The sequence below is a fragment of the Streptomyces sp. NPDC033180 genome, from assembly GCF_055577645.1.
The window spans coordinates 330,655-341,748 of record NZ_JBVIPU010000008.1; the positions used below are offsets into that span (position 1 = coordinate 330,655).

Genomic DNA, 11,094 nt, shown 5'->3' on the forward strand with positions numbered 1-11,094 from the left:
GTCAGTCCACCGTCACGTAGTCGGGGCCGGAGTAGCGGCCCGTGGCCAGCTTCTGGCGCTGCATCAGCAGGTCGTTGAGGAGCGATGAGGCGCCGAAGCGGAACCAGTGGTTGTCCAGCCAGTCCTCACCCGCGGTCTCGTTCACCAGGACGAGGAACTTGATCGCGTCCTTGGAGGTGCGGATGCCGCCCGCGGGCTTCACCCCGATCTGTACGCCGGTCTGCTCGCGGAAGTCGCGCACGGCTTCCAGCATCAGGAGGGTGTTGGCGGGGGTGGCGTTGACGCCGACCTTGCCGGTCGAGGTCTTGATGAAGTCCGCGCCCGCGAGCATGCCGATCCAGGAGGCACGGCGGATGTTGTCGTACGTGGACAGCTCGCCGGTCTCGAAGATGACCTTGAGCCGGGCCTCGCCGGAGGCTTCCTTCACGGCGCGGATCTGCTCGAACACCGTCATGTAGTCGCCCGACAGGAAGGCGCCGCGGTCGATGACCATGTCGATCTCGTCGGCACCCGCCGCGACGGCCTCGCGGACGTCGCCGAGCTTCACGTCGATGGCGGCGCGGCCCGCGGGGAAGGCGGTCGCGACGGAGGCGACCTTGACCCCGCTGTCGCCGACGGCTTCCTTGGCGGTGGCCACCATGTCCGGATAGACGCAGACCGCGGCGGTCTTCGGGGTGCCGCGGTCGGTCGGGTCCGGGTTCACGGCCTTCGCGCCGAGCGCCCGGACCTTGCCCGGGGTGTCGGCGCCCTCCAGCGTCGTCAGGTCGATCATCGAGATGGCGAGATCGATGGCGTACGCCTTCGCCGTGCTCTTGATCGAACGGGTGCCGAGGGCCGCGGCGCGCGCTTCGAGGCCGACCGTGTCGACGCCGGGCAGCCCGTGGAGGAAGCGGCGCAGCGTGCCGGCCGACGCGGTGGCGTCGGCGAGTGCGTGTGCTGTTGCGGGTGCAGTGGGCATGGTCACGAGGGGAGCATATCTACGCGCGTAGCGGCTGTACAGGGGTGGGTCACTCCGGGGTAATCCGGCGGGCGGGCGTCCCCGCGGGCGTCCCCGCGGGGGTCCTGCGGGGGGCCTCAGGCAGAATCAGGGGTATGACCGACCCCCAGCACCCCGTGGCGGAGCCCGAGTACAAGGATCGGACCTTCCGCTCGTCCGGCGGTATCGCCGGAGGCGTCCTGCTGCTCGCCCTCGGCGGCTGGCTCGGCATCGACGCGATGATCCGGGGGGAGGGCAGCACCCCGTGGCTCGCCCTCGCCGGGCTGCTCCTGGCGGTCCCGCTCGTCGTCGCCTTCACCGTGCGCCCCGCCGTGTACGCCAACGACGACCGGCTGCGCATCCGGAACCCCTTCCGCACGATCACGCTGCCGTGGGCTTCCGTCTCGGGGCTGCGCTCCGGGTACTCGAACGAGGTCTTCACGCAGTCCGGCACCAAGTACCAGCTCTGGGCCATCCCGGTCTCCCTGCGGGGCCGCAAGAAGGCCGCGCGGAGGAAGTCGCAGGGGGTGGCCGCCGGTGATCCGAGCGTCGGCGGCCCGGGTCTGCGTGCTTCGATGCGGCCCGGTCAGGCGTCGTCCCAGCGCGCCGCCGGTGACCAGATCATGGACGACCTGCGCGACCTGTCCGAGCAGCGTGCCGGCGCCCAGTCCGCGCAGGGTGAGCCCGTGGTCCGCTGGGGCTACGAGATCCTCGCGCCGGCCGTGGCCGGGGCGGTGCTGCTCGCGGTACTTCTGGCCGTCGCCTAGGGGCCTCGCTCACGGCGGCCCCATCCACGCAAGCAGCATGTGGCCCCCGAACGCCGCCGACGTCACAGCGGCGGCCACCATCACCGTCACGGCGACCCGCGTCCGCGCGCGGGCCAGCGCCGCCGCCAGAGGCAGCAGCAGGGGAAAGCCGGGGAGCAGGAAGCGGGCCCGGGGGAAGTAGACCCCCTTGCTGCCGAGGACGATCAGGAGCAGCAGTCCCGTGAAGACCAGCAGCGGAAGCGGCTGCCGGTCGATCACCGACAGGACGAAGAGCGCCGCCGACGCGAGCAGCGTCGCCGTCACCATGATCAGGAACAGCTGCGGACGCTGGGCCGCGAGCAGGTCGTACATCGTCCGCAGGGTCGCCACCCCGCCGTCCCACTCGTTGCGCCACAGCTTCTGCACGGCGAAGTAGCCGTCCCAGCGGCCGAGTCGAACGCCCACCCAGCCGACGTACGAAAGCCAGCCGAGCGGGGCGAGCAGGGCACCCAGGAGCGTGCGTACGCGGGTGTCGCCGCCCTCTCCGCGGCGGGTGCGCCACAGCGTGAGCAGCGCCGTCAGGGACACCGCCGCCGCGAGCGCGACACCCGTCGGCCGGGTCAGGCCCGCGAGCGCGGCCAGCGAACCCGCCCAGATCCAGCGGCCGGTGAGCACGGCGTACAGGGCCCACGCGGTGAGTGCCGTGAAGAGCGACTCCGTGTAGCCCATCCACTGCACGAGCCCGATGGGCAGCGAACCCCAGAGCGCGGCCAGCAGGACGCCCGCCCTGCGCCCGTACAGACGGGCGCCCACCGCGAAGATCCCCCACGCCGCGAGGAACGAGCAGATGACGGCGATCGCGAGCCCCACGGCACCGCGCGGCTCCGGGACGAGCACGCTGCCCGCCCTGATGAGCAGGGGGTGCAGCGGGAAGAAGGCGAGGTTGTTCGCGTCGACCTGGGTGCCCAGGGTGTTCGCGTAACCCTTGTCGGCGATCTTCAGGTACCAGTCGCAGTCCCACGACTCCGCCAGGAGATGCCAGACGCTCCGGTGCTCCCCGCGAGCCCAGAGGGCGAAGACGACGGCACCGAAAAGGCGTACGGCGGTGTACGCGAGGAGTGCGGGCGACGCGTGGCGCAGGGCGCGGGTGGCGCGTGCCCTGCGGCCCGTGATGCGGCTCGGCGGGCTGCCGGGGCGGCCGGCCGGGGGGACGATCCGGGGTGCGGCGGCGGGCGCCGGGGCGGGGGAGGTCTCTGGGGTCGGTCCGTACGGCACTGCGGCAGCTCCCGGAACGTGATCGTGCGCTGCCGGCCACCCTTCCTGGGAGACCGGCAGCGCACCGGGTCGCTGCGGCAGCTGCGCCGGCGGAACCACCCGGACGGGTGGCCCCCCGCCGCTGTCCGCCTCGGCTGTCAGCTACCAGCTGTCGGCTGTCAGCCGTCGACCATGGGCTAGATGCCGGCGGCCGCCGAAAGGTCGCGCTTGATCGCAGCGAGGAGTTCCGCGGCCTCGGTGCGGGCGGCGGGCAGGCCGGACTTCTCCGACACCGGGACCACCACCTCCAGGTAGCACTTCAGCTTCGGCTCCGTGCCGCTCGGGCGGACGATGACGCGGGCCCCGTCGAGCGTGTAGCGCAGACCGTCCGTGGGCGGCAGCGTGTCCGTGCCCTGCGTGAGGTCCTCGGCCCTGGTCACGGGCAGGCCCGCGAGCGCGGTCGGCGGCTGCTCGCGCAGCCGGCGCATCGCGTCCGCGATCACGGAGAGGTCCTCCACGCGGACCGAAAGCTGGTCGGTGGCGTGCAGCCCGTGCTCCACTGCGAGGTCGTCCAGGAGGTCGAGAAGGGTGCGCCCCTGCTCCTTCAGCTCGGACGCGAGCTCGGTGAGGAGCAGCGCCGCCGTGATGCCGTCCTTGTCGCGTACGCCTTCGGGGTCCACGCAGTAGCCGAGGGCCTCCTCGTAGCCGTAGCGCAGGCCCTCCACGCGGGCGATCCACTTGAAGCCGGTGAGGGTCTCCTCGTACGCGAGGCCCGCCTTCTGCGCGATCCGGCCGAGCAGGGACGAGGAGACGATCGACTCGGCGAACGTGCCGCGGGCGCCCCGGCGCACGAGGTGGGCCGCCAGGAGCGCGCCGACCTCATCGCCCCGGAGCATGCGCCAGTCGGCGTCGTCCGGGCCGTCCTTGACCGCCGCGGCGCAGCGGTCCGCGTCCGGGTCGTTGGCGATGATCAGGTCCGGGTCCGCCTCGCGGGCCTTCGCGAAGGAGAGGTCCATCGCGCCCGGCTCCTCCGGGTTGGGGAACGCGACGGTCGGGAAGTCCGGGTCGGGCTCCGCCTGCTCGGCGACGAGTACGGGGGCGGGGAACCCCGCCCGCTCGAACGCCGCGAGGAGGGTGTCCTTGCCGACGCCGTGCATCGCCGTGTAGACGGTGCGGGCGGTGCGGGGGGAACCGGCGGACAGGACGGCGTCGGTACGGGCGAGGTAGGCGTCGAGGACGTCATCGCCGAGGGTCTGCCAGCCGGACTCGGGGCGGGGCACGTCGTGCAGGCTCGGGACCGCGTCGATCTGAGCCGCGATCTCCGCGTCGGCGGGCGGGACGATCTGGGAGCCGTCGCCGAGGTAGACCTTGTAGCCGTTGTCGCGCGGGGGATTGTGGCTCGCCGTCACCTCCACTCCCGCGACGGCGCCGAGGTGCCTTATGGCGAAGGCGAGTACGGGGGTGGGGAGCGGGCGGGGGAGCACCGCCGCCCTGAGGCCGGCGCCGGTCATGACGGCGGCCGTGTCGCGCGCGAAGTCCGCCGACTTGTGGCGGGCGTCGTAGCCGACGACCACCAGGCCGTCGGTCTGGCCCTCGGCCTTGAGGTACGCGGCGAGGCCTGCTGCCGCGCGGATGACTACGGAGCGGTTCATGCGCATGGGGCCCGCGCCGAGTTCGCCGCGGAGGCCGGCGGTGCCGAACTGGAGGGTGCCGCTGAAGCGGGCGGTCAGCTCTTCGGTGTCCTCGGCGTCGATGAGCTTCGCGAGTTCCTCGCGGGTCTCGGTGTCCGGGTCCTCGGCCAGCCAGGCCTGGGCCCGCGCGATGAGTTCAGAGTCGTCCAGCACGGTTCTTCAGCCTCTCGTATGCGGGGTTCTGTTGCGGGCGTCCGGTTACTCCCGGTACTCCTACCCGGGGTGCGGCCCTGCGGTGCGTTCTTGCCCCTGGCGGGTGCGGCTGCCGGGGGCCGGCCTCCGGCGGTGGCTTGGTGCGGTCCGGGCCGGCCCCGGCGGTGGCTTGGTGCGGTCCGGCTCGGCCCGGCCCGGTCCGGTCCGGCGGTGGCTTGGTGCGGCCCGGCTCGGCCCGGCCCGGTCCGGTCCGGCGGTGGCTTGGTGCGGCCCGGTGGGCGTGTCTGTCCCGCCGCTTCGCGACGGATTTCTCCCCGCCCACCCACCCGATCACCCCGCGGCGGAAAGGCCCTCCCCACCCACCCGACGCTCCGGGGCAATCGGGCGGGTGGGCGGGAAGGCTCGTGCGGTGACGAGTAGGACCGCCGGGCAATCGGGTGGGTGGGCGGGAGAGCTTGTTCGGTGACGAGTAGGGCCGCCGGGTAATCGGGTGGGTGGGTGGGAGAGCCTGTTCGGCAACGGGCACTGCCGCCGGGCAATCGGGCGGGCGGGTGGGAAAGCCCTGCGGCAGCGGTCACCGCAGGCTGCCAAGCCGCAGAGCGGAGGGCCCCCGCCCGGCAAGACGCCCCCGCAGGGAAGGCAAGCCCCCGGCCCTGGCGCCCCGCCAGGCAAGGCCCCCGCCCGGCAAGACGCCCCCGCAGGGAAGGCAAGCCCCCGGCCCAGGCGCCCCGCCAGGCAAGGCGCCCCCGCCAGGAGCAAGCCCCCGCCAGGGGAACGTTAGATACGGCCCAGGACCTGGCCCAGCAGCTCGCCCATGCGGGTAGCACTGTCACGGCCTGCCTGAAGAACCTCTTCGTGGTTCAGGGGCTCACCCGTCATGCCCGCGGCGAGGTTCGTGACCAGGGAGATGCCGAGCACCTCCGCACCCGCCTCGCGCGCGGCGATCGCCTCGAGGACCGTCGACATGCCCACCAGGTCCGCACCGATCGTGCGGGCCATGCGGATCTCCGCCGGAGTCTCGTAGTGCGGGCCGGGGAACTGCGCGTAGACCCCCTCTTCGAGGGAGGGGTCGATCTCCTTGCAGAGGGTGCGCAGACGCGGGGAGTAGAGATCCGTGAGGTCCACGAAGTTCGCCCCGATGATCGGCGACGTGGCCGTGAGGTTGAGGTGATCGCTGATCAGGACCGGCTGGCCGGGACGCATGCCCTCGCGCAGACCGCCACAGCCGTTCGTCAGCACGATCGTCTTGCAGCCCGCGGCCACCGCGGTACGCACGCCGTGCGCGACGGCGGCGACGCCACGGCCCTCGTAGTAGTGGGTGCGGCCCAGGAAGACCAGGGCGCGCTTCTCCCCGATCGTGATGGAGCGGATGCGCCCCCCGTGTCCTTCCACGGCCGGCATCGGGAAACCGGGCAGCTCGGTGACGGGGAACTCGGCGTCGGGCTCGCCGAGCGCGTCCACCGCCGGCGCCCAGCCGGAGCCCATCACAAGGGCTACGTCATGGGTCTCGGCGCCCGACAGCTCACGCAGACGCGTGGCGGCGGCGTCGGCGGCGACGTAGGGGTCGCCCTGGTCATCCGAAATAACTGAAGCGTTCACGCGGACGAGAGTAGCCGCTCTCGCCCTACGCGCGTAGATGACGATGCTCACGGGATTCGGATCGTTGTCTTGTCGTTTCCGACGAGAGCCCCCCGGAGCATCCCGCGAGCGCCCCCGGGGCACCCCGCGAGCGCCTAGCAGGGCCGCTTCCGCAGCTCCATCACATAGTCGTGCGGCGCCCCCGCGGTCTCCGCCGCGTCGGCGAGCTCCCCCAGATAGCGCGCGGACGGCAGGCCGCCCTCGTAACCATTGAGGACGTACACCCAAGCGGGTTCCTCGCCGTCGAGGGTGTCCACGCGCACCCGCATCCTGCGGTAGATGTCCAGCCCCACGCCCTCCCACCGGTCCATGGAGTCCTCGTCCATGGGGGCGACGTCGTAGAGGGTGACGAAAACCTGCGAGCGCGGTGCTTCCACGAGGGTGGCGAGCGCGCCCTCCCACCCCATGTGCTCCCCGCCGAAGGTCAGCCGCCAGCCGTTCAGCCAGCCGGTCTGGCGCAGCGGCGAGTGCGGGGCGCGGCGTGACATGAGCCGCGGATCCAGATTGCCGGCGTACGCGGCGTAGAGCGACATGTGGTCGAGGGTACGGCAGGTGACGCGTGCGTCCCTCCGATGCGCACAGGCCCCTCCAGTGGTGCGCACAGGCCCCTCCAGTGGTGCGCACAGGCCCCTCCAGTAGGGAGAACGTCCGGATGGCGCCCCCGGGGCGAAGCACCTTGAAGCGTGCGGGACAATGGAGTACGTGACTCGGATCGTGATCATTGGCGGCGGACCCGGCGGATACGAGGCGGCACTCGTTGCCGCCCAGCTCGGCGCGGAGGTGACCGTCGTCGACTGCGACGGTCTGGGCGGGGCGTCGGTGCTCACCGACTGCGTCCCGTCCAAGACTCTGATCGCCACGGCCGAGGTGATGACCAGCTTCGACTCTTCCTATGAAGAGCTCGGGATCATCGTCGCGGACGACACCCCGCACATCGATACTCCCGCGCGCGTCGTCGGCGTCGACCTCGGCAAGGTCAACCGCCGTGTGAAGCGCCTCGCGCTCGCGCAGTCCCACGACATCACCGCCTCCGTCACGCGCGCCGGCGCCCGTGTGCTGCGCGGCCGTGGCCGTCTGGAGGGCCAGCAGGACACTGACGGCTCGCGCAAGGTCATCGTGCGCGCGGCTGACGGCACCGAGGAGACGCTCGTGGCCGACGCCGTGCTGATCGCCACCGGCGGGCACCCGCGCGAGGTTCCCGACGCGCTGCCCGACGGCGAGCGGATCCTGAACTGGACCCAGGTGTACGACCTGGACGAGCTCCCCGAGGAGCTCATCGTGGTCGGCTCCGGTGTCACCGGCGCCGAGTTCGCAGGCGCCTATCAGGCGCTCGGGTCGAACGTCACGCTCGTCTCCAGCCGCGACCGCGTGCTGCCCGGCGAGGACCCGGACGCCGCCGCCGTCCTGGAGGACGTCTTCCGCCGCCGCGGTATGAACGTCATGTCACGCTCCCGCGCCGCCTCCGCCAAGCGCGTGGGCGACCGCGTCGAGGTGACGCTCAACGACGGCCGCGTCATCTCCGGTACGCACTGCCTGATGGCCGTGGGCGCCATCCCGAACAGCAGCGGCATGGGCCTGGAGGAGGCCGGGGTCAAGCTCAAGGACTCCGGGCACATCTGGACCGACAAGGTGTCCAGGACGTCCGCCCCCGGTGTGTACGCCGCCGGTGACGTGACGGGGATCTTCGCGCTCGCCTCCGTCGCCGCCATGCAGGGGCGCATCGCGATGTACCACTTCCTCGGCGACGCGGTGACGCCGCTGAACCTGAAGACCGTCTCGTCGAACGTCTTCACCGACCCCGAGATCGCGACCGTCGGCTACAGCCAGTCCGACGTCGACGGCGGGAAGATCGACGCCCGCGTCGTCAAGCTGCCGCTGCTTCGCAATCCGCGCGCGAAGATGCAGGGCATCCGCGACGGTTTCGTCAAGATCTTCTGCCGTCCCGGTACGGGCATCGTGGTGGGCGGTGTGGTCGTCGCGCCGCGCGCTTCGGAACTGATCCACCCCATCTCGATCGCGGTCGACAACAATCTGACGGTCGAGCAGATCGCGAATGCGTTCACCGTGTATCCATCCCTTTCGGGCTCGATCGCCGAGGTCGCGCGTCAACTGCACACGCGGAAGTCGGCGGGCGAAGCCTGATCGCGGACCGATCGTCGGGTGAACGCCGACTGATCGGGGTTCGCGCGGGTATCAACTCTGCGCAGGTCACGGGCTGTTGTCGCCCATTCGCCGGGCATAGGCGGGGCGAGTAGGCGCGTATACCACTTCACGCCCAACCGTGCGAACAACTTCTGTAATTCGGCGCAAACTGCTGAAAGCAGACGGTCGTTGGGGTTACTGTCAGTTTCGTGTTCGCTGCAGAACGTCGCCAATTGATCCTCGAAATGGTGCGAGCCAACGGAGCTGTATCGCTCCGGGAGCTCGCCCGCGTCGTCCAGACCTCCGAAGTGACCGTACGGCGGGACGTGCGCGCGCTGGAGGCAGAAGGACTCCTCGACCGCAGACATGGCGGTGCGGTATTGCCGGGCGGATTCACGCGGGAGTCCGGCTTTCCGCAGAAATCACATCTCGCGACCGCCGAGAAGACGGCCATCGCCGATCTCGCGGCGGGACTCGTCGAAGAAGGCGAAGCCATCGTCGTCGGGGCGGGTACGACCACGCAGGAGCTGGCCCGACGGCTCGCGCGGGTACCCGGTCTGACCGTCGTCACCAACTCCCTCCTGGTGGCACAGGCCTTGGCCCATGCCAACCGCGTCGAGGTCGTCATGACCGGCGGCACCCTGCGCGGGTCCAACTACGCACTCGTGGGCAGCGGGGCCGAACAGTCCCTGCAGGGCCTTCGGGTCTCACGCGCTTTCCTGTCGGGCAGTGGTCTGACCGCCGAACGCGGGCTCTCCACGTCCAACATGCTCTCGGCGAGCGTGGACCGTGCGCTCGTCCAGGCGGCGGCCGAGGTCGTGGTCCTCGCGGACCACACCAAGCTCGGCACCGACACGATGTTCCAGACGGTGCCGACGGACGTCATCACCCGCCTGGTCACGGACGAGCCGCCCACGCACGACGACCGTGCGGCCACCGAGCTGCAGGCCCTGGCCGACCAGGGTGTGCAGATCGCCGTCGCCGGCGGGAGCGCGAGCTCGGGCTCCGGACCAGGGGTGGATTCCGTCCCGGCGCGGCAGCCGCGCCGGGACGTGCCACTGCCGGGGCAGCGCCGTAACCACGGCGGTCATGGGGCAGGGCCCGGGTCGCAGCTGCGCAGTGCGGTGCTCGGGGAGCAGCAGCCCGGGGAGCGGGCCGCGCGAGTGGCGGATCTACGCCGCCGCTGAACCGCTCGTCCGGCCGGCACCGCACTCGTCGGGCGCCTCGGGTGCCTCGGGTGCCGACCCTTCGGGCTTCAGGCCGCGCAGGGTCAGCATCAGGAGACGGTCGGCCAACTCGGGGTCGTCGGGAGTCTCTTCGGCGGCCAACGCGATCGCGTTGGTCAGCTGCAGCAGGTCGCCGATCGACACACCGGGGCGTACGGCGCCGGCCTGCTGCGCCCGCACGAGCAGGGCCGTGCCCGCCTCACGCATGGGCCTGCTGCACTGGGAGAGTGCCGAACTGTCGTCGTGCGACGCCGACATGAGGGCGCGGGAGAGCCCGCGGTACTCACCCGCATGAGTGATGATGTCGCGGAGCCAGGTCACCAGGGCCGAGCAGGGCTGCGGGTCCACCAGCAGCGCGCGGGAGCGGTCCAGGAGGTCGCTCAGCGCCTCTTCGAAGACCGCGTTCATCAGGGCGTGGCGGTTGGGGAAGTGGCGGTAGAGGGTGCCGATGCCCACGTTCGCGTGGCGGGCGATTTCTTCCAGCGAGGCGCTTGTGCCGTGTTCCCCGAAGGCGGCGCGGGCCTCCGCGAGGAGCCGGTCGTAGTTGCGGCGCGCGTCCGCTCTTTTCGAGCGGGGGCGCTCTTGCGGGCTCGCTGCCTCTGCCATGGCGTGCCTCCCTGGACGTACGCGTGCTTCAAGTCTGCCCGAAGCGTGCGTGCCGTTCATCACCGGCTTCGCCGAGTTCGTCCTCAAACGCCGGACGGGCTGAATACCTTGCTGGCCGGACTGGATGCTCCAGTCCGGCCAGCAAAATGAGTATGGCTCTGCGGGTCAGTCCTTGATCTCGCAGATGACCGCGCCGGAGGTCAGGCTCGCGCCCACCTCCGCCGTGAGGCCCTTGATCGTGCCCGAGCGGTGCGCGTTCAGGGGCTGTTCCATCTTCATGGCCTCCAGGACGACGACCAGGTCGCCCTCCTGAACCTCCTGGCCCTCCTCGACAGCGATCTTGACGATCGTGCCCTGCATGGGGGACGCCAGGGTGTCACCGGAGGCCGCGGGGCCCGACTTCTTCGCCGCGCGCCGCTTGGGGCGGGCGCCGCCTGCCGCGGCCGTGCGGGCGATGGTCATGCCCAGCGAGGAGGGGAGCGAGACCTCAAGACGCTTGCCGCCGACCTCGACGACCACCGTCTCGCGGCCCGGCTCCTCGTCCGTCTCGGCGTCGGCCGTCGCGGAGAACGCGGGGATGTTATTGGCGAACTCGGTTTCGATCCAGCGGGTGTGGGCCGTGAACGGGTCGGTGGAGCCGGTGAGTTCGGGGGCGAAGGCGG

10 protein-coding genes are annotated in these 11,094 nt (G+C 71.4%); 3 read left to right on the forward strand and 7 right to left on the reverse strand.

The features are described 5' to 3' along the window. Nucleotide 1: 1 nt before the first annotated feature. Complete coding sequence (deoC, locus tag ACZ5WE_RS23355) at nucleotides 2-958, reverse strand: deoxyribose-phosphate aldolase (RefSeq protein ID WP_467691854.1); 957 nt, start codon at nucleotides 956-958, stop codon at nucleotides 2-4. 134 nt (nucleotides 959-1,092) lie between these two features. Between deoC and ACZ5WE_RS23360 the strand changes: the two genes are divergently transcribed. After that, entirely contained in the window at nucleotides 1,093-1,743 is a 651-nt protein-coding gene (locus ACZ5WE_RS23360; protein ID WP_467691818.1) for a PH domain-containing protein, read from the forward strand. Between the two features lie 9 nt (nucleotides 1,744-1,752). Here the strand turns inward: ACZ5WE_RS23360 and ACZ5WE_RS23365 are convergent, their stop codons facing one another. The 4 genes from ACZ5WE_RS23365 to ACZ5WE_RS23380 form a co-directional block, all read right to left on the reverse strand. Beyond that, on the reverse strand, nucleotides 1,753-2,997 hold the full coding sequence (locus tag ACZ5WE_RS23365; RefSeq protein WP_467691819.1) for a hypothetical protein: 1,245 nt from the start codon (nucleotides 2,995-2,997) through the stop codon (nucleotides 1,753-1,755). Between the two features lie 176 nt (nucleotides 2,998-3,173). Beyond that, the gene (locus ACZ5WE_RS23370) at nucleotides 3,174-4,817 is read right to left on the reverse strand and encodes a phospho-sugar mutase (protein WP_467691856.1); all 1,644 of its coding nucleotides are present in this window, start codon (nucleotides 4,815-4,817) and stop codon (nucleotides 3,174-3,176) included. Nucleotides 4,818-5,597: 780 nt separating this feature from the next. Beyond that, nucleotides 5,598-6,419, reverse strand: a complete 822-nt coding sequence (locus tag ACZ5WE_RS23375; RefSeq protein ID WP_467691820.1) for a purine-nucleoside phosphorylase — start codon at nucleotides 6,417-6,419, stop codon at nucleotides 5,598-5,600. A gap of 134 nt (nucleotides 6,420-6,553) precedes the next feature. Further along, complete coding sequence (locus ACZ5WE_RS23380) at nucleotides 6,554-6,991, reverse strand: gamma-glutamylcyclotransferase family protein (RefSeq protein ID WP_453641758.1); 438 nt, start codon at nucleotides 6,989-6,991, stop codon at nucleotides 6,554-6,556. 160 nt (nucleotides 6,992-7,151) lie between these two features. Between ACZ5WE_RS23380 and ACZ5WE_RS23385 the strand changes: the two genes are divergently transcribed. After that, on the forward strand, nucleotides 7,152-8,600 hold the full coding sequence (locus ACZ5WE_RS23385) for an NAD(P)H-quinone dehydrogenase (protein ID WP_467691822.1): 1,449 nt from the start codon (nucleotides 7,152-7,154) through the stop codon (nucleotides 8,598-8,600). A gap of 209 nt (nucleotides 8,601-8,809) precedes the next feature. Then, nucleotides 8,810-9,787 carry a DeoR/GlpR family DNA-binding transcription regulator gene (locus tag ACZ5WE_RS23390; protein ID WP_467691823.1) on the forward strand — a complete coding sequence of 326 codons (978 nt, stop codon included), beginning with the start codon at nucleotides 8,810-8,812 and terminating at the stop codon, nucleotides 9,785-9,787. Here the strand turns inward: ACZ5WE_RS23390 and ACZ5WE_RS23395 are convergent. Further along, entirely contained in the window at nucleotides 9,773-10,432 is a 660-nt protein-coding gene (locus ACZ5WE_RS23395; RefSeq protein ID WP_467691824.1) for a TetR/AcrR family transcriptional regulator, read from the reverse strand. The genes ACZ5WE_RS23390 and ACZ5WE_RS23395 overlap by 15 nt on opposite strands. A 165-nt stretch (nucleotides 10,433-10,597) precedes the next feature. Beyond that, a partial coding sequence (locus ACZ5WE_RS23400; RefSeq protein WP_467691826.1) for an acyl-CoA carboxylase biotin carboxyl carrier protein subunit occupies nucleotides 10,598-11,094 on the reverse strand: 497 nt, incomplete at its 5' end.

Excerpts from the sequence above, each read along its gene's own strand:
- deoC (WP_467691854.1), bottom strand. The coding sequence starts at position 958 with ATGCCCACTGCACCCGCAACAGCACACGCACTCGCCGACGCCACCGCG.
- ACZ5WE_RS23360 (WP_467691818.1), top strand. The coding sequence starts at position 1,093 with ATGACCGACCCCCAGCACCCCGTGGCGGAGCCCGAGTACAAGGATCGG.
- ACZ5WE_RS23380 (WP_453641758.1), bottom strand. The coding sequence starts at position 6,991 with ATGTCGCTCTACGCCGCGTACGCCGGCAATCTGGATCCGCGGCTCATG.
- ACZ5WE_RS23385 (WP_467691822.1), top strand. The coding sequence starts at position 7,152 with ATGGAGTACGTGACTCGGATCGTGATCATTGGCGGCGGACCCGGCGGA.
- ACZ5WE_RS23395 (WP_467691824.1), bottom strand. The coding sequence starts at position 10,432 with ATGGCAGAGGCAGCGAGCCCGCAAGAGCGCCCCCGCTCGAAAAGAGCG.